The sequence below is a fragment of the Bifidobacterium subtile genome, from assembly GCF_000741775.1.
In the GTDB taxonomy this organism is placed as follows: Bacteria; Actinomycetota; Actinomycetes; order Actinomycetales; family Bifidobacteriaceae; genus Bifidobacterium; species Bifidobacterium subtile.
Map to the genome: position 1 here is coordinate 372,592 of NZ_JGZR01000006.1, position 22,113 is coordinate 394,704.

Consider the following 22,113-nt stretch of genomic DNA (forward strand, 5'->3'; position numbering starts at 1 on the left):
CAACACCAGACACCATTTCATAACCACCATCTCGTAACTACCACAGAAAGAAGCCACCATGACACAACTCACCTCCACCCAACCCACCGCCGCCACCCAACCCACTGCCACCGCACAAGCCATCGTGCTCAACCCCATCAGCGAGCTGCCGCCGATGCCGAAATTCGACCCGACGATTCGCCGCGCCCCCTCGCGCGGATACCGCCTGAGCAAGGCCCAAACCAAGGTCGCGCTGAAGAACGCACTGCGCTACATCGCGCCGGAACTGCACGAGCAGCTCATCCCGGAATTCCTTGAGGAGCTCAGAACCTACGGGCGCATCTACGGCTACCGTTTCCGCCCTGTCGGGCGCATCTGGGGCAAGCCCGTCGACCAGTACCAAGGCAACTGCTTGGAAGGCAAGGCGTTCCAGGTCATGATCGACAACAATCTCGATTTCGAGGTGGCGCTGTATCCCTACGAGCTGGTCACTTACGGCGAAACCGGCTCCGTGTGCCACGACTGGATGCAGTACGTGATGATCAAGCGCTACCTGCAGATCCTCACCGACCATCAGACGCTGGCGATGGAATCCGGGCATCCGCTAGGACTGTTCCCCTCCGAGCCGAACCAGCCGCGCGTCATTATTACCAACGGCTTGATGGTGGGCATGTACGACAATCTCGACGACTGGGAAATCGCCGAGGAGATGGGCGTGGCGAACTACGGGCAGATGACCGCCGGCGGCTGGATGTACATCGGGCCGCAGGGCATCGTGCACGGCACCTTCAACACGCTGCTCAACGCCGGCCGTCAGTTCCTTGGCGTGCCAGAAAACGATGACCTCTCCGGCAAGCTGTTCGTCTCCTCCGGCATGGGCGGCATGTCCGGCGCGCAGCCCAAGGCGATTAAGCTGGCCGGCGGCGTGGGCGTCATCGCCGAAGTGGACGCCTCGCGCATCCAGACCCGCCTGAGCCAGGGCTGGGTGGACGAGGTCGTGGACGACCTGCCCAAGGCTTTCGACATCGCCGACGAGGCGCGCAGGAACGGCGAGGCCGTGTCCATCGCGTACACGGGCAATGTGGTGGATCTGCTGCAATACGCGGTCGACCATGACGTGCGGATCGATCTGCTGAGCGACCAGACCTCCTGCCACGCGGTGTACGAGGGCGGCTACTGCCCGGCTGGCATCACCTTCGCCGAACGTACACGGCTGCTCGCCGAGGACCCGGAGCGCTTTCGGCAGCTCGTCGACGAATCGCTCGTCAGGCATATTCATCTGGTCGAGGAGCTGCACCAGCGCGGCACGTACTTCTTCGATTATGGCAACTCCTTCCTCAAGTCCTGCTTCGACGCCGGCGCGAAGGAGCTTTCGGGCAACGGCGTGGATGACAAGGACGGCTTCACGCTGCCCAGCTACGTGGAAGACATCATGGGCCCGCACCTGTTCGACTACGGTTACGGCCCCTTCCGCTGGGTGTGCCTGAGCGGCAAGGAATCCGACCTGATGGACACCGATGCGGCCGCGATGGCGTGCATCGACCCGGAGCGCCGTAGCCAGGATCGCGACAACTACAACTGGATCTCGGCCGCCGAAGAGGCGAAGCTCGTGGTCGGCACGCAGGCGCGCATCCTGTATCAGGACTGCGAAGGGCGCATGCGCATCGCCCTGCGGTTCAACGAGATGGTGCGCGAAGGGCTGGTCGGGCCTATCATGCTCGGGCGCGACCATCACGACGTCTCCGGCACCGATTCGCCCTTCCGCGAGACCTCGAATATCAAGGACGGCTCGAACGTCATGGCTGACATGGCCGTGCAGTGCTTCGCGGGCAACTGCGCGCGCGGCATGAGCCTCGTCACGCTGCACAACGGTGGTGGCGTAGGCATCGGACGCGCCATCAACGGCGGCTTCGGCCTGGTGCTCGACGGCTCCGAGCGTGTGGATCGGATCATCCAGTCCGCGATGCTGTGGGATGTAATGAGCGGTGTGGCCCGACGCTCGTGGGCGCGCAACCCGCACGCGATGGAGGTCGTCGACGATTTCAACGCCGCACACGACGCCACCGGCGCCGCGCACATCACCGTCCCCCAAGTCGCGCCGGACGACGACGCGCTCATCGACGCGGCGCTGGCGTAAGGGTGCGGCTGTTGCTGTTGGAGATATCGGCATGAACCTATCGGATGGCATGGCGCGATGAACTAAAGTGCATCATTGCCATCCGGCAAAATTGCGGTTATGTATATGCTTGCATATACGACGAGCATGGGCCAGCAGGTTTGTGATCGTTGGTAGGCTAGGGGCTGCTTCGGCAGCCCCTAAGCATTTTCGCCTAAATTGCAAATTATGAGGGCGCTTGCTCAGGGTTAAGTAAAAACCTAAAAACGTGAGCTAAATGTTGAGAGAATCGCGGTCCGCTCGTCTTTCCGCCCTCGCATAGCGTCCAGATTTTCGCTGCTCTCCATTTATTAGGCACATTGTTGGGTGAAACTGCCTGCGCATGGTCGTGTGCATCATTGTCAGACATCATGAAATGGCGGAATTCCAAGGATTATATGAATGCTTGAGAGGCTGCATACTTTCGCATGTGCCTAATAGACGAAAAAAGTGCCTAATGGATGAAAAAAGTGCTGAGTAAATGATCGCAACGTTGTCATGAATGGCTGCAAGCGATGGTTTCATCCGGAATCTTCGCTCGGCAACCGCTTTCGTCGTTTATTCAGCACTTTTTTCGTCTATTAGGCACTTCGCAAAGTAGACGACTGATTCCGTCTTGTTCGGTGCGTGGCATTTTGTCGGAATTCCGCCGTTTCTGAGTTGCTGTGTGTCGAAGTCGCAACGACTATGCAACATATTTCCGCTGAATGTGCTTAATTAAATTCGTTTGGCGAGATTCGCAGGGCGACTGCACGAAGAACAGTTATAGAAATGTGAGCAACGCAGCCATTACCGCTGCGGCCGCGCTTCACGTCCCAAGCTGCTGGGAGACCTCTTGGCACGCTTTGACCAGGGAAGCTTCGCAGCGTTGCGTCTTGCCGGAGTCCATACGGTATGACGGCACGAGGATGCTCATGGCGGCGACGGGACGCCCGGCGACGAAGATCGGGCTGGAAATCGCGGTGACGTCCGGCTCCACGCCGTTGCGTTCGATGACGGATTCACCGAACGCAACCGTTCCGGACAATACTTGGCCTGCTGCCGAACTCCGGGCGGGAATGGACTTGCCGACCCAGCTGACGTGGCGAATCGCCTGCGAGCACTCCTCGATGGCAATGTACAAGCAGTCGCCTTCCGCATTGCGCACCGCCAGATACACCGATTCGTTGATGTCGCCCACCACCGAGCGCATCGCCGGCATTGCGATGCGCATGAGGTTGCTGCGGCTGAGCACGCTCGCACCAAGTCGCAGTAGCTCCGTGCCAGCGTGGAACATGCCATCCTCGTCCCGGCTGACGAAGCCGCGCTGCGTCAAAGATCGCAGGAATCTCAGCGCGGTGCTGGGGGAGAGGTCGGCGTCCTTGGCGCATTCGGCGAGCGTGCAGCCGGCTTCCGTGTACCGCGCCGAGCAGACGATGGTCAGCAAGTCCAGAGCGCGGTCCACGGAGCGGATGGAATTGCCTGCGCCGGCTGAACCGCCATGCGACGCGCCATTGCTGGCATTGCTGCCTGCTGATGCGTGGTTGTGTCCATCGGTGCCAAGTTCGTTCATAACTTCATTATCATCGCACGCCGTGTTTACTTGGCGAAATCCGGTGGTATTGCTACGCGTTTCTTTGGGCTTGGGCTTGGGCTTGGGCTTGGGCATAAGCGGATGGCCGTCGCCTCTTACGAAGGCGGCAAGGCGTTTCAGCATGTGGCGATGTCGGCGATGAGGTCGTTTATGGATTGCAGGTCATCGCGCAGATCCCGGTCGGCTGTGTCGCTGCTGATGACGGAGGTCAGCTCGAACAATCCCCGCAATGGGCTGGATTGCGGCAATTGCTCGTCGAGATGCTTCATTCGTGCAGCCCGTATCGCTACCAGCAGCTCGCATGACACCATGGTGGTCAGCGCTTTTGTGGATCGTTGCAGTTGCTCTGCCTCGGTGGTTGCGAAAGAGGCGTCCTCTTCGAGCCCATTGGACAGCACTGCGCCATGGGCGCAAACAGGCGTGGCGGATGCGAAGATCTCGCCCTCGGCACTGGCAGCCACGTATTCCACAATCATGGTGCCGGACGTTCCTGCTTGTTCCGGTGCCAGAAAACGTGGGAGGCCGGTGTTCTTCGAGTCGTTGAAGCTGGTGATTCTCGCCAGCAGCAATGGCGCTTCCTGCGCGATGGCGAGTGATATTCCGGCGATTTCGTGGGCCAGCGCCGCTTGAAGGAAGGCGGCGTGATGGACCACATCAAGTCTTTCGGATAGGAACAAAGGATTTTCCTGCGCAATGTTGGCAATGTCCAGTATTTGCTGTTCCAGACGATGCAAGCTGCGCAGGGTGCTGGCTCTCAGCGGCAGCCATGCTCTCAGCGCGTAGGCATCCTGGATATTGTGCGGCTCCCACGCGCAGCCATCCAGCAGACGTCGTATATTCTCCGCAGCGGGCTGCGCTTCATCCACTGCGACAGCCCGCGCCCCGGCCTCCTGCAGTGGTGACGGATTGCCCGATTCGACGAGCATGGCGAGGGTGTACGCAACGGCTTCGGCATCGAGGATGCGTTGCAGCTCGACGCAGGTCAGCAAGGTCTCGCCCAAGGTCATGGCGCTGGAGCTGATGAACGGCAATGCGCTCTGCGAGGTGAAGTGCGCCAGCTGCCGTGCGTTGCCGTCCGCCTTGCCTTGGGCGTCTAGAAGCGGCCGCTCGCCGATCATGGCCAAGGCGGTTCCGGCCAGCGCCGTCAGATCTGCCGTGCCGACCGAACCGTAGCGACGCGGCTGCGGCAGTTTGTCGGCATTGAGCATATCGGCCAGCGATGGCAGTATGGCCGGGTCGATTCCCGAACCCGGATTGCAGAGCTGATTAAGGCGAATGGCCAGCATCGCCCGCACCTCCCGGCGCCCATAGGGCTTTCCGGCATCCACGGAATGGCTGCGCAGCAGACTGATGCCTTGAGATTCCTCATCAAGCGTGACTGTGGTCGTTTTGTTGGCGCCTACGCCAGTGCCACGGCCATAGGTGGGGTGCATTCTGGCGATTTCACGCGCGTCAACATGGCATTGGCGAACCTGTTCCATGGCAGAAGGGTCGACGGCGACATGCGCGTTGCCTTCGACGATGTCTGTGAAAGCGTCGAGCGTGAGGTTCCCCTCAATGGTTATGGTCGGCATTGCATTTCTCCTGCTTGGTGTCCGAATAGGTGACATCGAATGGTGATGCACGTCAGCGGCCGATGGGTCGAGCATGGAATCCGAGTATAAAAAACAAATATTTCATTACATGAAATTAAGATGTTACTAGGTGGTAACAGTTATGGTTGCTTTTCGAAACGCTCCATTTTTAGTCTGGTCTCAATACCTGCAACGGACATGCACTTTAAAGGAGCGGGCAATGATCGAATTCGTATCGGTAACCAAGCAATATGACAATGGAACGGTCGCAGTAAACGATGTGAGCTTCACGGCGCCCACAGGCAAGATCACCGTTCTTGTCGGTCCCTCGGGCTGCGGGAAGACCACTTCGCTGCGCATGATCAACCGGCTGATCGAGCCGACGCAGGGCAGGATTCTGCTTGGCGGCATTGACAGCTCCGAAACGGACGTCATCCAGATGCGCCGAGCCATCGGCTACGTCATTCAGAACGCCGGTCTTTTCCCCCATCGAAAAGTGATCGACAACATCGTCACTGTTCCGATGCTCAGCGGCAAAGACAAGAAGGCGTCGTACGAGCATGCTCGGGAGTTGCTGGATATCGTTGGATTGGGAGAGGAATACGCCGAACGATACCCTTGGCAGCTGTCTGGCGGCCAACAGCAAAGGGTCGGCGTGGCCCGCGCGCTCGCCGCCGATCCGAGCTACATGCTTATGGACGAACCGTTCAGTGCAGTAGACCCCATCGTGCGCAAGCAGCTGCAGGACGAGTTCCTGCGCATTCAGAAGACGTTTGCCAAGACGATCGTTCTGGTCACGCACGATATCGCGGAGGCTTTGAAGCTCGGCGACTATATCGCGGTGTTTCAGGAGGGCGGGCATCTGGTGCAATTCTCCGAACCTGCCGAATTGCTTCGGCACCCGGCGAACCATTTCGTCTCCGATTTCCTTGGCGCTGGACGCGGCTATGAAGAGCTGTCGTTTGTGTGCTCCGAGATGCCGATTTCCTCGGTCGGTACGATTCGTATCGGAGATGACTTTGGTCCGTCCACAGGTGGCGAGTGGCTTGTGGCTTGCAATAAGGAAGGCGAGGCAGTCGGCTGGGTTCGTCCCGATGGGCGAAGCGCTTGCGACGCCGACGCCATTGCCTATACCGCGACGGTACGTGAAGGAGCTGCGCCGTTGAAGGAATACCTGGATGCCGTGCTCGCCTCGCCGTGCGGCATGGCGATCGTCGAAAGGAAGGACGGAGCTGGCTGGGGAGCGATTCATTGCTCGGACGTTATGGGCCAGCTCGTAGGCCGTGCCGAGGAATCTACGGAAAAGAGGTGAAACGGGATGAAATTCACATGGATACTCGACAACTTGCCGATGATAGGCGAGCTGACCATTTCGCACTTGTTCTATACGCTGCTGCCCACCGTTATTGGTCTGGTAGTTTCCATTCCGCTGGGAGGAGTCGCCTACCGATATAGGAGGCTGTATGGAGTCATCGTCAACATCTCCAGCGTGCTGTACACCGTTCCGTCCTTGGCGTTGTTCGTGCTGTTGCCGAAAATACTGGGCACCAGGATTCTTGACCCGTTGAACGTAGTCATCGCGCTGACGGTCTACAGCGTGGCGCTGATGGTGCGTGAAGTCGCCGACGGACTCGCCTCCGTGCCTCATGAAGTGCTGGATGCGGCAGAGGGCATGGGGCTGACCAGCATGCAACGGTTCTTCCGCGTGGAATTGCCGGTGGCTTTGCCTGTGCTGTTCGGTGCGCTGCGCGTGGTGGTGGTTTCCAACATCTCCATAGTCACCGTTGCGGCGTTGGTGGGGATTTCGCAGTTGGGTTCGCTGTTCACCATCGGCTTCTCCCGGCGGACATTCGTGCCCATCGTCGCTGGCTTGGTGATGTGCCTTGTGCTCGCGCTCGTTCTCGACAGGCTCATCGCCGCTTTAGGCAAGGCCGTAACCCCGTGGCGTGAAAGGAATATGGCATGACGGACATCGTTGCATGGTTTATGAATCCAGCCCAGTGGGCTGGTGCGGATTCCATTCCTGTTCAAATCGGATGGCATGTGCTGTACTCGTTGATCGCAATGCTGATAGCGTTCCTGATTGCCTTTCCGCTTGGCGTTTATATCGGACATACTGGCAAAGGGGAATCGGTGATTGTCGGATTGGCGAACGCATTCCGCGCATTGCCGACGCTGGGTCTGCTGATTTTCATGGTGCTGATATTGGCGCCTCGGTTCTCGAGCAGACTGGCGTTTGTGATTCCGGCGATGATCGTGCTTGTTGTTCTTGCGATTCCGCCTATTCTGAACGGCACCTGCCAAGGCATTCGCTCCATTGACCAGTCGGTGATTGACGCGGCGAAGGGCATGGGGCTGGATGGCCGCCAGATGGTTATGCGATTGGAGATTCCGTGCGCCGCGCCGCTGATTGTGTCCGGCATGAGGAGCGCCACGCTCCAAGTAGTGTCGACGGCTTCTGTCGCCGCCTATGTGTCATTGAACGGACTTGGACGATACATCATCGACGGCAGAGCCGCCAATGACTATTCGCAGATGGCCGGCGGCGCGATTCTGATGGCGCTGCTCGCCGTCATCGTCGATCTGCTGATCTCGTGGGCAGGCAATGCCATGACATCGCCCGGACTGACGCGCAGGATACGGGAGAGGGGGTGATGCGTATCGGCCCATGCTTGCCGCCCGCTGTATGCCGCATATCCATCAATAACCTTGGCCGTTGAAACTGACGGTTTGTGCTTGCAGACGCCCTGCTCATAGACGTATTGCGCGTATGTGCATAGGTAATCAAAGCCGCCGTGAAATCTTAAAAACCTTGTAATGACGTAATGACTAGGAGAACGCTTATGAACGCTGTAAGAAAAATATTTGCCGGAGCACTGTGTGTTGCGACCTTAGCCTCAATGGCTGCGTGCGGGGGATCAGGTGACCCGCTCGGATCCGATACCTCATCGTCTGGCAGCTCGGGCGGCGCCATGGTCATAGGCTCCGCCGATTTCGCGGAAAGCCAGCTCGTGGCTACGATCTACTCCCATGCGCTGAAGAAGGCCGGTGTGGACGTCAAGGAGAAACTCAATATCGGCAGCCGCGAGGTGTATATGGACGCTCTCAAAGATGGTTCCATTGATTTGATTCCGGAATATTCAGGTACGTTGTTGAGCTATCTCGACAAGTCGAGTTCGGAAACCGATCCCGATAAGATCGTCGATGACCTCAATGACAAGTTGCCTGACGGCATTGTGGCGCTGGACGCGTCTGAGGCTCAGGATACCGATGTTATCGCCGTGACCAAGAAATTCAGTGAGAGCAACGGCGTGACGAAGATTTCCGATCTCAAGAAGATCGAATCGCAGGTCGTGCTTGGCGGTCCTTCCGAATGGAAGGAGCGGTATGTGGGCGTTCCTGGTCTTGAAAAGGTATACGGGCTGAAGTTCAAGGACTTCCAAGTGCTCGACGCGGGCGGTCCGCTGACGCTGTCGGCGCTGAAAGGCGGCCAGGTGCAGGCCGGTGACATGTTCTCCTCCGATCCGTCGATCGAGGACAGCGGATTGGTTGCGTTGAAGGACGACAAGCAGCTGTTCGCGCCTGCAGCGGTGCTGCCTATCGTTCGTGAGAGCAAGCTGACGGACAAGGGCAAAGAGGCGCTGAACAAAGTATCGGCGAAGCTGACCACGGATGGCCTGATCTCCATGAATCGCAAGGTCAATGCCGGCGACGATATCGGCAAGGTCGCGGATGGGTGGCTGTCGCAGCAAGGGCTGTGAGAATTCGATCGTATTGGCCGGCGAATGCGCTGGGTTCCGTCATCGTGGTGATGTTGGCGGAGTCCGGCGCTTTTTTGTTGTATGGGGTGATGGAGAGAAGCGACAACGCGATGAAGTGGTGGTGCGCCTTTTCTTCTTTAACGCGCCTATTTTCACATTCCCAAAACTTGAGTCACTTGCGCTCAAGTTTTGGGAATAGAATGGTGACTGTCTTGGTTGAACATATCAGACATTGATGTGATGCGCTGCGGACGAGCCTCGGGATGCGATTGCGATTGCGACCGAGGCCGGCTGCGGCGCTTGACGACGGAGGTTGATATGGAACAGAAGTTTACCACGATGGCTCAGCAGGCGATAGGCGACGCCATTCAGAGCGCGTCGGCGGCCGGCAACGCGCAGGTCGATACGCTGCATCTCGCGGACGCCTTGCTGCGTCAGGAGAACGGCGTGGTTCCGGCGCTTATTCAGGCTGCCGGAGGCGACATGCAGCATATCGGGGCCGAGGTGCGCAATGCGTTGGTGGCCCTGCCGAGCGCCAGCGGCTCGACGACATCCCAGCCGGATGCCAGCCGGCAGTTGTCGTTGGCGCTGACGCAGGCCGAAAAGGAAATGCAGCAGATGGGCGACGACTACGTCTCCACCGAGCACTTGCTCATCGGCATTGCGCAGGCCGCGCCGAATCGGGCTGCGGATATCCTCAAATCCAACGGCGTGACCGTTGAGGCGCTGCGCAAGGCCGTGCCGCAGATTCGCGGCGGCAAGAAGGTCACGAGCGCGGACGCCGAAGGCAATTACAAGGCCTTGGAGAAGTATTCGACCGATCTGACGGCGGCGGCGAAGGACGGCAAGCTCGACCCGGTGATCGGGCGCGATCAGGAAGTTCGTCGCGTCATGCAGATTCTCTCGCGTCGCACCAAGAACAATCCGGTGCTGATCGGCGAGCCGGGCGTGGGCAAGACGGCCGTGGTGGAAGGGCTGGCGCAGCGCATCGTGGCCGGCGATGTGCCGAGCACGCTGCAGAACAAGCGGCTTATCAGCCTGGATCTCGGCTCGATGGTGGCCGGTTCGAAGTATCGCGGCGAATTCGAGGAGCGGCTCAAGTCGGTGCTTGAGGAGATCAAGAACGCCGATGGGCAGATCATCACCTTCATCGACGAGATTCACACCATCGTCGGCGCGGGCGCTGCCGAGGGGTCGATGGATGCGGGCAATATGCTCAAGCCCATGTTGGCCAGGGGCGAGCTGCGGCTGATCGGCGCGACGACCTTGGACGAATACCGCGAGAACATCGAAAAGGATCCGGCGCTCGAACGCCGCTTCCAGCAGGTGTTCGTCGGCGAGCCGAGCGTGGAGGACACGGTCGCGATCCTGCGCGGGCTCAAGCAGCGCTACGAAGCCCATCACAAGGTGACGATCGGCGACGATGCGCTCGTGGCTGCGGCCACGCTGTCGAACCGCTATATCTCCGGACGTCAGCTGCCCGACAAGGCCATTGACCTGGTCGATGAGGCGGCGGCGCATCTGCGCATGGAGCTTGACTCTCAGCCCGAGGAGATCGATGAGCTGCAGCGCAAGGTCACGCGCTTGGAAATGGAGCAGATGCAGCTCAAGAAGGCGCAGGATCCAGCCTCGAAGGCACGGCTTGAGAAGATCGAGTCCGATATGGCCGATGCCCGCGAGAAGCTCAGCGGATTGCAGGCGCGGTGGGATGCGGAGAAGGCCGGCCATAACAAGGTCGGCGAGCTGCGCGCCCAACTCGATGCCAAGCGCGTCGAGACCGACAAGTTCACCCGCGAGGGCAATCTCGAAGCGGCCAGCCGCATTCTGTACGGCGAGATTCCGGCGATTCAGAAGGAGCTTGCGGCGGCTGAGAACGCTGACGACGCTGCGGGTGCTGACGGTGGTGTGAGCGGCGCCGATGGTTCTGGTGATGGAAGCGTGGCTGACAGTATGCCTGGCAGCGAGCCGATGGTCCCGGACCATGTGGACGCCGATTCCGTGGCGGGCATCGTCTCCGAATGGACCGGCATCCCAGTGGGCCGCCTCATGCAGGGCGAGAACGAGAAGCTGCTGCATATGGAGGACGCGCTTTCCAAGCGGGTCATCGGCCAGAGCGAAGCCATCCGCGCGGTTTCCGACGCCGTACGCCGCTCGCGTGCGGGCATCTCGGATCCGAACCGCCCGACCGGCTCCTTCCTGTTCCTGGGGCCGACCGGCGTGGGCAAGACCGAACTGGCGAAGGCGCTCGCCGATTTCCTGTTTGACGACGAGAAGGCCATGGTGCGCATCGACATGTCCGAATACATGGAGAAGGCCTCCGTGTCCCGCCTGATCGGCGCGGCGCCGGGCTACATCGGCTACGAGGAAGGCGGCCAGCTCACCGAGGCCGTGCGGCGCAGGCCCTACTCGGTCGTGCTGTTCGACGAGGTCGAGAAGGCCAATCCGGAAGTCTTCGACGTGCTGCTGCAGGTTTTGGACGACGGTCGCCTGACCGATGGCCAAGGCCGGACGGTCGACTTCAAGAACACGATTCTCATCATGACATCGAACCTCGGTTCGCAGTTCCTCGTGCAGCCCGGCCTTGATGACGATGCGAAGCGGATCGCGGTGATGGACGCGGTGCATGCGCAGTTCAAGCCCGAATTCGTCAACCGCCTGGACGATCTCATCATCTTCCACCCGCTGACGCGCCAGGAACTCGGCGGCATCGTCAGCATCCAGGTCAAGGAAGTCGCCGCGCGGCTCACCGACCGTCGCATCACGCTCGACGTAACCGACGCGGCCCGAGAGTGGCTGGCGAATATGGGCTACGATCCGGCGTACGGCGCGCGACCTTTGCGCCGCTTGGTGCAGACCGAAGTCGGCGACCAGATGGCGCGCATGCTGCTGGCGGGCCAGGTGCACGATGGCGACACCGTGTTGGTGGATCAGACCGGTGGCGAGCACCTCGAGCTGAGCACCATGCCCGAGGATCCGCTGAAAGAAAGCTGATTGCTGAGCTAGCCGTTAGGCGGAGAGCCCAGCCGAGCCGTTAAACGGAGAGCCCTGTGGGCTCTCCGTAGGCGAGGTGAGCAGCTGAACCGTTAAGTGAACGACCGCTAAGGTCGTGAAGGCGGGGCCGAGGCTCCGCCAAGGCTGCGAAGGTAACGAGTCGGTAAAAGACGAACCCGAACCTCGCTAGCATGTTGCAAACCGTTAAGCGGAAAGCCCTGCGGGTTTTCCGTAGGTGAGGTGAACGACCCCCAAGGTCGTGATGGCCCCGCTAAAGCTGCGGAGGACGACGTCCCCGCGGCATCGTCACTCCGTAGGCGAAGAGAGGCCCCGCTAAGGGGCCGAAGCAAATGATTAGGCCGAGGGTTGATTATCCGCTTCGGGGCGTGCAGTTCATTTCCGCGTCCGGTACTGGACGTATTCGTGCGTTTCCCCGCGTAAACCGCACGAATACGCCCACTGGGATTCAACCCAGCAGAGCGGAGGCGATGAAGCTATGCGCTGGCCTGATGGTTGGTCTCCGGGAGTTCCGGACGTGCTGCGGATCGTCCCAGAGCGAGCCATGCCGCCGACATGATGAGTCCGGCGAGCATCAGCACGATCGAAGCGAACATGACGGCTAGCGCAAGGCGTGGCTGCGGACCGAATACGATTTCGATGGCGAAGGCCCAAATAGCCGTGACCAATATGACGGGGACGACGATTCGCGAGATGCGGACCCTACGCGCCAGCACGCGTTCCTCGGCTGGCGTCATCGTGTCTGCGACGAACTGATGGCACAGCAGAGCCAGTGTGATGGCTACTCCCATCAGGGCGAAGCCCCATTCATACAAAGCCGCAGGCAGCAGATTCGGCGCGATGCAAAGCGCCAGACTGTAGATATAGGAGACCGTCGAGCCGAGCGCCACCAGCGAATCGGTGTTGGCGACGCGATTCGACAGAGCTGCCCATCCGACGCGGTGAATCGGTCTGCCGCAGTAGAACAGAATCGGCGTGGCGAATATGGCGCGCAGCCAGGCGCTGGCGATCCATGACGGCACGGCGTGCGTATTCATGGTGTCGAGCAGCGTCGTGGCGATGATTGCAAGGGTGAGCACTGCGCTGAGAATCATCAGCTTTCGCAACTGGCGAATATATTCCGGGCTGACGGCGGGCATGCCGACGCGCTGATTGCTGCCGTTTCCTGTGGCCCGGGCGTCACCGCCGAAATATGAGACAAGAAAATCGTGGGCGGCGGAGCGTGCGCTCGCAGCGCCGCTTCCGTCGCTGCCGCTGGCGTTGATGGCATCGTCGCGACCTTGCCCGAAAAACAGCCATAGCGTCAGCCATGTGAGGAAAATGGCCAGCACGATGGCCACGACGGCCATGAACAGATCGAATCCCACCGGTTCCTCCTTATGCTTCCCAGCTCCTTATCATCGCAGCTCGGACGGTCGCGGCCAAGCGGATGCGGCCGCTTGTTGCAAAATAAACGCATGCGCCGTCCGCGGTCGGGGTGTCGCGCGGTGCCGCGCCATTGCGGTCATTGCGCTGATGGCTCGGCAACGATGTCGGGTGGCCGGAATGTGCCTAGAATATACCCTAGGTGGGTATGAGCGAATCGGATTGACACTGCAATCCGAGGGTCTGCAACCATAGCAAATGAAGGCGTTATCGCATCGCGGGACGCCGGTGAAGGAGCGTGAGACGGCATGCAGGGATATGGAGAGGACAAGACCAAGGTGCTGGCCAGGCTGCACCGCGTCGAAGGGCAGGTCCATGCCATCGCGCAGATGGTTGAGGATGACAAGTATTGCATCGATGTTCTTACGCAGATCGCCGCAGCGAACTCCGGGCTTAAGTCGGTTGCGCTGCTGCTGCTTGACGACCATTTGAACCATTGCGTCCGACAGGCTTCGGCGCAGGGCGGCGAAGTGGCTGACGAGAAGCTGGCAGAAGCCTCCGCGGCCATCGGCAGGCTGGTCAAGTCGTAGATAGGGCCACAGCATTGGAATTATGGCGGATTGGTATAACCGCATCCGTTGCTCAGGCCGTCTGCAGGTTGTTGGCGGTTGTCGGCTGCGCTATGCGAACCGCCCGTTTCGGCTGATTTCGTGGCGTGTTTCCAGCGTCCATGGCATGCATTGTAATAGAACATATGTTCGATAATCCTGTGGTGTTGATGATGCTGATGGTGCTCGTGGCGGCGTTAGGGCTGTTCGCGGGTTTCGTGCTGGGCAAGGCGAAAGGTCGCGATGAGGCGCGTGGGGTAGGCGATGCGCAGCTTGTCGAGCAGAAGTCGCTGAATGAGCAGTCCGTCCGTCAGGTCGGCGAGCTTACTGCGCAGTGCGCCCAATATCGTGCCCAGTGCGAGGGGCTGAACCAGCAGCTGTCCTTCGTCACTTCGCAGCTTGCGCAGGCGCAGCGTGCCGAGCAGACCCGCCTGGAGCATGAGCGCGAGCGTGCCGAAGCTGAGGTGAGGCGAAAACAGGAGGCGCAGGCCAAAACCTTGGCCGAGCAGAGCAAGGTGCTTTCCGCGCTCGCCCCGGTGCAGAAGAATCTCGATTCCTTGCAGCTCAAGGTCGCGCAGATCGAAGAAGGCCGCAAGCATGAAATGGGCGCGCTTGGCGAGCAGCTCAAAGGGCTTGGCGAGCAGCAGACCAGGCTCGACAAGGAGACCAGCTCGCTGTCCGCAGCGCTGCGCAACAACAAGGTGCGCGGAGCTTGGGGCGAGGCCCAGCTCAAGAACATCGTGGAATCAGCCGGCTTGCTGGAACATGTGGACTTCGATACGCAGGTCGTCGTCACGGATCCTGAGGGGCATATTCAGCGCCCGGATATGGTCGTCCGGCTGCCTGGCGGCAAATCGATTCCGATTGACGCGAAAGTGCCGTATTCGGACTATCAGCGGGCCTGCGAGATATCCGAGACAGCGAGTCCCGAGGAGCTCCAACGCCGAAGCGCCTTGCTGCAGGCGCATGCCAAGGCGATGCGGGAGCATGTCAAAACCTTGGGAGACAAGGCGTATTGGAATGCTTTCGAAACTGCGCCTGATTTCGTGATAGCTTTCATTCCCAACGAGTCACTGCTGCAGGCAGCACTCGAAGCCGACCCGACGCTAATGGACGATGCCTTCGCGCGTAAAGTCGCGCTCACTTCGCCGGTCACCCTGTGGGCCGTGCTCAAATCGGTTGCTTTCGCCTGGCAGCAGCAAAGCCTGACGGACGACGCGAAGAAACTGTTTGACCTCTCGCGCGAGCTGTACGAACGTTTCTCCGTGCTCGGAGACAAGGCCAACAAGCTCGGTACGGCCATAACGCGCACGGTCGGGGCATACAACCAGTTCGCCTCGTCCTTGGAATCACGCGTTCTGGTGACTGCGCGCAAGCTGCAGAAAATTGACCACACCAAGGTCATCGAGCCGGTTGAGCTGATTGACCCCGACAAGGCCAATTTGCGCGAGCTCACCGCGCCCGAGATCCAGCCCGAATCCGATGACTGATCGGGAGGGCCATCGATCTGCGGCAGCGATTTGTGCCGCTTGCCACAGCAGCCGATGAGTTCGCTTGGTTTCCGGTTGAGGTGTCGCATTGGAAAGTAAGCGTATGCGCTGTGAGTTCGCTGGACGATGCGGTGCGCAGTATGGAATGAGTGGAATGAATGAGTGGAATAACAGCGGCATGGCTGAGTAAGGGCACTGAATAATGACAATGACGCTGTGCAAAGGCATCATGCAATGGTGTGAGTGTGAGGAGGTGGCGTTGTTCAATGGCATTGGCTGCAGATATCAGCGCAGACATTGACGGTATGGTGGCGATCAACCATGTGGTGCTGCTGCCTACACGATGTGGTGTGGCGGCATGAGCGTTATCCGCTAGACCATGGCTGTGCGTATGCACTGCGGATCGCAGGCAACATACGGCAGCAGATGATGCGCTATGGAGCCGTTGTTGTCATGCAGGGCAGAGATTCCGTATGCACTGGGCTGGGCGAGATTATGACGGCGAGACGGGTTACGCTGGATGTATGAATGAGGCAATAATGTCGAAATGGCGAAAGGGGCTGCTATGAGCGCGGACGAACGAATTGCACTGCCGGAATCCGGGAGCGGCGGGCAAGGTGCCGAAGCTGGAATCGGCGCAATTAAAAACGGCAAAGACGGACTTAGGCAGATGCTGCGCGAAGCCATCTCAGACAAGCCATTCAGCGAACTGTCTGCGGTGACCTTTGATCAGCGCGGCGTTGCGCTGGCTGGCGAGGCCGTGCTTGACGCTTTGCACCAGAGCGGCTTTGACCTTGGCGATTTTGATGCTGTAGGTGCGCTGACCGCTGCCGCCGTTCCGCTGGTCATCGCCGCCATGCATGCGGCCGCCAGCCAAGGGAAACCGCTTGATGGCTTCGTTATGGACTTCGTCTATCCCTCGATCAAAGGCCCTTCAATCCGAGGCAAGCAGGTGATACTGCTTGATTCCTGGCTGTCCGAAAAGTCCTATGTGCAGACGTCGTCACTGGTGACACTGCGCAATGGCAATGAGCTGAACCTCGATTTCAGCATTGTGGAGCATGAGCAGGCGCAGGTGCTCGCGATAGTGACGCTGATCGGCGGTCTTGGTGCAAACGGCAGTACGAATGGCGGCGTTGTCGAGACTGCAGGCGATGAAACCGCAAAGACCGGCAAGGCCGACTCCGCACACACAACCGATGACGCATCATTCGTCGAAGTCATCGATACGGTAAACGATTCGCGTCATGCGGTCCCGTTCATCCCGGTATTCGAGGAGCGCGAGCTGCGGTAGCGGCACGCATATACGGGCACGAGTATATGAGGAGCATGGCATGAGGGAGCCGAACCCTATCACCGCGGCGGCGAAGGCCTCGGGTGAGCCTGTTTTCAGGCAGATCGGCGTCGGCCCGTGGTCGCAGGAGCACCCCGACGCGCCGCGCCCTGACGATCCGGCAAGTCCGGATTTTGTCAGCGGGCGCTACGATGCCGCGCTGCTGGATGACGGCGACCGGCGCAATGTTCTGGACCGGTATCGATACTGGACGGTCGAGGCGATTCGTGGCGATCTCGATGCGCGTGGACGGCACGGCTTCGAGGTCGCCGTGGAGAATTGGACGCACGATTTCAACATCGGCTCCATGGTGCGCACCGCCAACGCCTTCGCCGCACGAACGGTGCACATCGTCGGCCCGCACAAATGGAATCGCAAGGGTTCGCTCATGACCGAGCTCTACCAGCACGTCGAGCATCATCCGAGCATCGAGGAACTCGTATCGTCATGGCGTGCCCAAGTGCAGCGCGAATTCGATGCAGCCCGGCGCAGTGCCGATACTGCCGATGCTGATCACGACAACACCGATCACGACAACACCGATCACGACAACACCGATCACGACAAGACTGCCAACGATAACGTTGACCATGCCAACGTTACGGCGCAGCCGTGCGAAGGCCGCGTCATCGCCTTGGATATCATTCCCGGCGCAGTGCCGATTGAGACCTACCAGTTCCCCGAACGCTGCCTGATGCTGTTCGGTGCCGAAGGACCCGGCCTGTCAAGCAAAGCGCTCGAACTGGCCGACGACGTGGTCTACATCTCGCAGTTCGGCTCGGTGCGCTCCATCAATGCCGGCGCCGCCGCAGCCGTCGCGATGCACTGCTGGATCGTCCAGCACGGCCGCGGCGTCCAGCAATCCTAAGTCCTAAGTCCTGAGCCCAGAGTCCTGATTCTCGCGTGCAATGGCTCTGTAATGCCGATAGCGTCGCCTTTTATACGCTAACCTGGCTCTGCCGTACAAAACGCAACGCAATAAGCCCAGAAAACGTTACATTTTGCACGTCAGCCTCAGGTTAGCGTACGAAAGGCGACGCAAATGGGCGGTTCAACGTTGCATTGTATACGCCATCTGCTGCATCGGCACTCCGGCGTCACGCAGTTTTCGTGCCAGCGGATACCCTAACGAGGCTTCCTGATAGTCGATGCGAACGATGGTGGTGACTCCGGCTCGGCGCAGGGCGTCTTCACGTTCTCGTTCTTCGCGTACGACTTGCCGAGTCGTCTTCCAATCGGTCATTGACGGATCGGTATATTTGCGCATGCCGTCAAATTCGGCGACGATGATTCTGCCATCGGGCAACACCCACAGAAAATCAACTCGATAGCTTTTACGCGGATTCTTCGGGTCGATGAACTCCTGCTGCAGAAGAGGGGCAATGAACCCCAGTTCAATTATCACCGCTCGGCAGAACGACTCCCCACCGTTTTCGCTTCGCCCGTCGACGTAATACAAAAGACGGAAGACCGGGCCACAATCGCGCCGTAAACTATCGCATATTTCGATGACTTTTTCTTGCGAATATTGGTAAATGCGCATCGCCGAATCGAATATCGGCAACGCCTGCGGGAACTTGTGACGCAATGCGAAATCGACGAGCGCGCGTTCGAGCGTCACCACCGGCAGACCGTTTACTATATGCGCGTGGATTGGCGCAACGAAGATCTTACGTACGTCACGCGAAGCATATCCGTTGATTGCTGAATCAGAGGCGATGTACACCATTCCGTCGTGCAGCGACCACGGGCATTCAAGTTGGTATATCGCTGCGGCGCTCACTGAGGTGAATACCCAGTTCGGATGCTTGCGGGCCAAGGCTCGCAGCACATGTAGGTATCGTTGAGCTGGACTCAGACCAGTCCAGTACGACTGTTCGGCATACAGCCCGTAATGTGGATTGACGAATGCGCCAGTTTGAGCCCGTCTCCTTACCGCAGCGCGTTGCCTCGCGTTGCCCCCGTACAGGCATCGGCTTTGGGCTTTCGATGTGTTAATGAGCTGCTTGATTTCGATATTGTTGTTCATAGCATCACCGTAGGCAAAGCGGATGCGCGAAGGGAAGCCTGAACGGGCAATGTGGTCGAAGGGTCAAGTTTTGGCGTGTTGTGGATAAGTCCGGTTCCCAGCGTCGCCTTTTGTACGCTAACTTGAGGCTGACGTACAAAATGTAATGTTTTAAGGGCTGTTTGCGTTGCATTTTATACGGTAAGGTCGCGTTAGCGGACGAAATGCAACGTGCGTGGGCTACAGTGGTTAAGCATGATAACCATCGAAGGCGTCAGCAAGCAGTTCAAGGGCAAGATTGCGCTCGATCAGGTCAGCTTCACAGCGGAGGATGGCAAGGTCACGGGCTTCCTCGGGCCGAATGGCGCAGGAAAGTCGACTACGATGCGTGCGGCGCTCGGGCTGATCAAGCCTGACGCCGGGCGTGCGCTGATCGACGGCAAGCCCTTCCGCGAGAGCGCGTCCCCCATGGCGCTGGTGGGCGCGGTGCTGGATGCCAAATCGGCGCATAAGGGGCGGTCTGCGTACAATCACCTGCTTGCGCTCGCGCTGACCAACGGCATCCCCAAGAAGCGCGTTAACGAAGTCATCGCGCTGACTGGCTTGGAAAGCGTGAGGAAACGCAAAGCCGGATCATTCTCGCTGGGCATGAGCCAGCGGCTCTCGATTGCGGCGGCGCTGTTGGGCGATCCGCATAATCTCGTGCTGGACGAGCCGGTGAACGGCCTCGACCCTGAAGGCGTCAAATGGGTGCGCGAACTGTGCCGCTTCTACGCTAGCCAAGGCCGGGCGGTGCTGCTCAGCTCCCACTTGATGAGCGAGGTCGCGCTCACTGCCGACAATCTGGTGATCATCGGCCAAGGGCGCATCCTCGAAACGACTTCGGTCGACCGCTTCGTCGCGGAGCATTCGGTGCATGCGATCCGCGTCGTCACGCCCGAGCCGGACAAGCTCAGGAGGATATTCGAAGGCGCGAATCAGGTGCAGGTCAGCGAGACCGCACGGCTGTTGTCCGACCCGGAGCGCGGCGTGGTGCTGCGCATCAGCGGAGCGCAATTGGAGCGGACCGCGCAGGTGTTCGCGCAGGCCCAGCTGGTGACCTACGAGCTCATCGAGGAACGGGCCTCCTTGGAGGACGCCTACATGATGCTCACCCACAGCCAGGTGCAGTACGTGACGCGCGAGGTTCCCGGCCAAGCGCCGGTGCAGTATGGAACGCCGCAGCAAGGGACGGCTGCGGCCGCTCGGGCTCAGTCGGTTGGCTCGCAGCCGGATGGTTTGGCTCATACGGGCGTGCCGTCGCCGACGATTGTTTCGCAATCGCTCGTCCCGACGCAGCCGACTGACAACACAGTGCAGCCACCTGACGGCGCAGCGCAGCCGACTGACGCGGCTCAGCCAGCTGTTCCAGCGCAATCGCTCGCCACAACTCAGTCAGATAACACGCGACCGGATGTTCCGCAGTTTGGTGGTGGTCAGCCGGTTGGCTCGCCCGAACAGCCGCAGGTCTTCCCGGTGCAGCCGATTGATACGTCGGCATATCAGCAGCCGCCTGCACAGCCGAATAATGTGCCCGCGGCCGGTGCTCCTGTCGATACTTCTGCGGATGTTGAACAATCGCAGCCTCAGGAGCAGCCTCCCGAGCAATCGCAGCCGCAACCACGGACAGAGCCGCAGGCCGGCGACGCCAACCGGCAACCACCCGAGCAGACGACGACGCAAGGAGGCGCACGATGAGCAACGCGAACGGCGGCTACACGACCGGGCGGCGCATGGCGTCGAGCAGATTGCGCCTGAGCTTCTGGGGCAGCGTGCACGCCGAGCTGGTGAAGCTCGCGAGTCTGGCCTCGACCTGGTGGCTTATGGGCATCACCGCGGTGCTGCTGCCCGCGATGGCGGCGCTAAGCATATGGAGCGTCACCTACGCCAGCACCATCGACTTGAATACCGGGAAAAAGCTGGGTACGCCCAAACCGGTGTCCAGCGCCGAGCTGTGGTCCACCATCGGCTCGAACGTCTCCACCGTGGCGCTCGTCATCGGCATTTTCGGCGTTATGGCCATCACCAGCGAGTACACGACTTCCTGCGTGCAGGCGTCGCTGAGCGTCAATCCCAGGCGCGTCATGTTCATGAACGCCAAGGCGGTCGCAGCGGCAGCATTCGCCGGTGCGTTTTCGCTGCTTGGGATGCTGCTGTCATGGGCGATCATGCTCGCGATGACCGGGCGCTCCTCGCTGACGCCGATTCCCGCCAAGCAGAGTGCGCTGCCCCTCGTGGTGATTCTGGGGGCGCCGGTTATGCTGATGCTGATGGCCGTGCTCGCGCAAGGCCTGGGCGCGATGTGCCGGTCCACGGTCGGCGGAGTGTTCTCATTGGTCGGACTGCTGATGATCCTCTCGTCAATCGTCAGCATCACCTCGTCGCTCAACTCCCAGCTCGGCTGGCTTGAGTCAATCTCCATGTGCTTGCCGGGTGCGTCGATAGGCACTTTCATGCGTGGCCCGGCTTCCGGCCCGACCCCGACGTTTTCCAATCCGCCTTTCACGCCTGTCTGGTGGCAAAGCGGACTGATCTTCCTAGCCTGGACGGCAGTGTTCTATATCATCGGCGTCATCGTCGTCAGGCGCAGCGACGTCAAGGGCTAAGGCTGGCGCGTGCTGGCGCGTGTGTTTGGCGTTGCTCAATGACCGCTAACGCGAGCTTGCCGTACAGGATGTAACGTTTTGAGGCCTGATTGCGTTGCGTTTTGTACGGCAGCCACGTGTTAGCGGTCACAAGGCGACGCAACCCTGTCGCGCGGCTCCGCCGCGACTCTACCGCGCGACCCCACCCCGACTTCGTCACAGCTTCACCCCGAACTTGGCGAGACTCCGCCCCGGCTCCACCCCGACCCCGCCGCAACTCCACCCCAACCCCGCTCCGACCCAGTAACGTCACATATGGTCCATATAGTTGAGGCCATGCCTACATTTACACGCGAAGAAATCGAGCATTTGGGCGATCTCGCCCGCATAGCGCTCACCGATGAGGAGACCGCCCGCCTGCAGGGCGAGCTGAACGTCATCGCCGAATCCATCAACAAGGTACAGGAAGTCGCCGGCGACGATGTGCCGCCCACCGCGAACCCGGTGCCGTTGGAAGCCTACCTGCGCCCCGATGAGGCGGTTACGCCGCTGACGCAGGAAGAGGCGCTTGCGGGTGCGCCGCGCTCCGAGGCCGGCATGTTCGTGGCCCCGAGAATCCTAGGGGAGGAGTGAG

General features: G+C 60.0%; 16 protein-coding genes and 2 pseudogenes. 14 read left to right on the top strand and 4 right to left on the bottom strand.

All coding sequences use genetic code 11. The features are described 5' to 3' along the window. The first annotated feature begins 58 nt into the window (after positions 1-58). The gene (locus BISU_RS06000; protein ID WP_024463121.1) at positions 59-2,116 is read left to right on the top strand and encodes a urocanate hydratase; all 2,058 of its coding nucleotides are present in this window, start codon (positions 59-61) and stop codon (positions 2,114-2,116) included. An 826-nt stretch (positions 2,117-2,942) separates the two neighbouring features. Here BISU_RS06000 and BISU_RS06005 read toward each other — a convergent pair. Both BISU_RS06005 and BISU_RS06010 read right to left on the bottom strand, forming a co-directional pair. Continuing rightward, positions 2,943-3,686: an IclR family transcriptional regulator gene (locus BISU_RS06005; RefSeq protein WP_024463122.1), complete on the bottom strand. Its 744-nt coding sequence runs from the start codon at positions 3,684-3,686 to the stop codon at positions 2,943-2,945. Between the two features lie 137 nt (positions 3,687-3,823). After that, positions 3,824-5,281 carry an aromatic amino acid ammonia-lyase gene (locus BISU_RS06010; protein WP_024463123.1) on the bottom strand — a complete coding sequence of 486 codons (1,458 nt, stop codon included), beginning with the start codon at positions 5,279-5,281 and terminating at the stop codon, positions 3,824-3,826. Positions 5,282-5,501: 220 nt separating this feature from the next. On the opposite strand from BISU_RS06010, the gene BISU_RS06015 reads away from it, so the two are divergent. From BISU_RS06015 to clpB, 5 genes are all read left to right on the top strand, one after another. Beyond that, positions 5,502-6,593 carry an ABC transporter ATP-binding protein gene (locus BISU_RS06015; protein ID WP_024463124.1) on the top strand — a complete coding sequence of 364 codons (1,092 nt, stop codon included), beginning with the start codon at positions 5,502-5,504 and terminating at the stop codon, positions 6,591-6,593. Between the two features lie 6 nt (positions 6,594-6,599). Next, the gene (locus BISU_RS06020) at positions 6,600-7,247 is read left to right on the top strand and encodes an ABC transporter permease (protein ID WP_024463125.1); all 648 of its coding nucleotides are present in this window, start codon (positions 6,600-6,602) and stop codon (positions 7,245-7,247) included. After that, complete coding sequence (locus BISU_RS06025; protein WP_202805564.1) at positions 7,244-7,936, top strand: ABC transporter permease; 693 nt, start codon at positions 7,244-7,246, stop codon at positions 7,934-7,936. Before BISU_RS06020 ends, BISU_RS06025 begins: the two co-directional genes overlap by 4 nt. 245 nt (positions 7,937-8,181) lie before the next feature. Next, positions 8,182-9,042 (top strand): ABC transporter substrate-binding protein, encoded by an 861-nt coding sequence (locus BISU_RS06030; protein WP_202805565.1) that lies wholly within the window; start codon positions 8,182-8,184, stop codon positions 9,040-9,042. A 318-nt stretch (positions 9,043-9,360) separates the two neighbouring features. Continuing rightward, positions 9,361-12,033, top strand: coding sequence for an ATP-dependent chaperone ClpB (clpB, locus tag BISU_RS06035; RefSeq protein WP_024463128.1), 2,673 nt, complete (start codon positions 9,361-9,363; stop codon positions 12,031-12,033). A gap of 494 nt (positions 12,034-12,527) precedes the next feature. Here the strand turns inward: clpB and BISU_RS06040 are convergent, their stop codons facing one another. Continuing rightward, a complete protein-coding gene (locus tag BISU_RS06040; RefSeq protein ID WP_024463129.1) occupies positions 12,528-13,418 on the bottom strand; it encodes a hypothetical protein in 891 nt (296 codons plus the stop codon). Between the two features lie 306 nt (positions 13,419-13,724). Between BISU_RS06040 and BISU_RS06045 the strand changes: the two genes are divergently transcribed. The 5 genes and pseudogenes from BISU_RS06045 to BISU_RS13540 all read left to right on the top strand — a co-directional run bounded on the left by BISU_RS06045 (position 13,725) and on the right by BISU_RS13540 (position 17,715). After that, entirely contained in the window at positions 13,725-14,006 is a 282-nt protein-coding gene (locus BISU_RS06045) for a metal-sensitive transcriptional regulator (RefSeq protein ID WP_024463130.1), read from the top strand. 164 nt (positions 14,007-14,170) lie between these two features. Beyond that, positions 14,171-15,514: a DNA recombination protein RmuC gene (locus BISU_RS06050; protein ID WP_024463131.1), complete on the top strand. Its 1,344-nt coding sequence runs from the start codon at positions 14,171-14,173 to the stop codon at positions 15,512-15,514. A 565-nt stretch (positions 15,515-16,079) separates the two neighbouring features. Then, positions 16,080-16,808 (top strand): hypothetical protein, encoded by a 729-nt coding sequence (locus BISU_RS06055; RefSeq protein WP_024463132.1) that lies wholly within the window; start codon positions 16,080-16,082, stop codon positions 16,806-16,808. A gap of 40 nt (positions 16,809-16,848) precedes the next feature. Then, positions 16,849-17,299: pseudogene (locus tag BISU_RS13535) on the top strand (RNA methyltransferase); the annotation flags it as partial. Between the two features lie 8 nt (positions 17,300-17,307). Next, positions 17,308-17,715 carry a TrmH family RNA methyltransferase gene (locus BISU_RS13540; protein WP_404801793.1) on the top strand — a complete coding sequence of 136 codons (408 nt, stop codon included), beginning with the start codon at positions 17,308-17,310 and terminating at the stop codon, positions 17,713-17,715. A 183-nt stretch (positions 17,716-17,898) separates the two neighbouring features. Here BISU_RS13540 and BISU_RS06065 read toward each other — a convergent pair whose 3' ends face one another. Then, positions 17,899-18,876 carry a hypothetical protein gene (locus tag BISU_RS06065; RefSeq protein ID WP_024463134.1) on the bottom strand — a complete coding sequence of 326 codons (978 nt, stop codon included), beginning with the start codon at positions 18,874-18,876 and terminating at the stop codon, positions 17,899-17,901. 234 nt (positions 18,877-19,110) lie between these two features. Between BISU_RS06065 and BISU_RS13180 the strand changes: the two are divergent. The 3 genes and pseudogenes from BISU_RS13180 to gatC all read left to right on the top strand — a co-directional run. Then, a pseudogene (locus BISU_RS13180) lies at positions 19,111-19,810 on the top strand (ATP-binding cassette domain-containing protein); the annotation flags it as partial. Between the two features lie 778 nt (positions 19,811-20,588). Continuing rightward, complete coding sequence (locus tag BISU_RS06075; RefSeq protein ID WP_024463136.1) at positions 20,589-21,500, top strand: hypothetical protein; 912 nt, start codon at positions 20,589-20,591, stop codon at positions 21,498-21,500. Positions 21,501-21,815: 315 nt separating this feature from the next. Continuing rightward, complete coding sequence (gene gatC, locus BISU_RS06080; protein WP_024463137.1) at positions 21,816-22,112, top strand: Asp-tRNA(Asn)/Glu-tRNA(Gln) amidotransferase subunit GatC; 297 nt, start codon at positions 21,816-21,818, stop codon at positions 22,110-22,112. Position 22,113: the final 1 nt, after the last annotated feature.

Coding starts and splice junctions, on each gene's coding strand:
- BISU_RS06010 (WP_024463123.1), bottom strand. CDS start 5,281: ATGCCGACCATAACCATTGAGGGGAACCTCACGCTCGACGCTTTCACA.
- BISU_RS06065 (WP_024463134.1), bottom strand. CDS start 18,876: ATGAACAACAATATCGAAATCAAGCAGCTCATTAACACATCGAAAGCC.
- BISU_RS06015 (WP_024463124.1), top strand. CDS start 5,502: ATGATCGAATTCGTATCGGTAACCAAGCAATATGACAATGGAACGGTC.
- BISU_RS06000 (WP_024463121.1), top strand. CDS start 59: ATGACACAACTCACCTCCACCCAACCCACCGCCGCCACCCAACCCACT.
- gatC (WP_024463137.1), top strand. CDS start 21,816: ATGCCTACATTTACACGCGAAGAAATCGAGCATTTGGGCGATCTCGCC.
- BISU_RS06050 (WP_024463131.1), top strand. CDS start 14,171: ATGTTCGATAATCCTGTGGTGTTGATGATGCTGATGGTGCTCGTGGCG.
- BISU_RS06020 (WP_024463125.1), top strand. CDS start 6,600: ATGAAATTCACATGGATACTCGACAACTTGCCGATGATAGGCGAGCTG.
- BISU_RS06045 (WP_024463130.1), top strand. CDS start 13,725: ATGCAGGGATATGGAGAGGACAAGACCAAGGTGCTGGCCAGGCTGCAC.
- BISU_RS06005 (WP_024463122.1), bottom strand. CDS start 3,686: ATGAACGAACTTGGCACCGATGGACACAACCACGCATCAGCAGGCAGC.
- clpB (WP_024463128.1), top strand. CDS start 9,361: ATGGAACAGAAGTTTACCACGATGGCTCAGCAGGCGATAGGCGACGCC.
- BISU_RS06030 (WP_202805565.1), top strand. CDS start 8,182: ATGGCTGCGTGCGGGGGATCAGGTGACCCGCTCGGATCCGATACCTCA.
- BISU_RS06025 (WP_202805564.1), top strand. CDS start 7,244: ATGACGGACATCGTTGCATGGTTTATGAATCCAGCCCAGTGGGCTGGT.
- BISU_RS06055 (WP_024463132.1), top strand. CDS start 16,080: ATGAGCGCGGACGAACGAATTGCACTGCCGGAATCCGGGAGCGGCGGG.
- BISU_RS06075 (WP_024463136.1), top strand. CDS start 20,589: ATGAGCAACGCGAACGGCGGCTACACGACCGGGCGGCGCATGGCGTCG.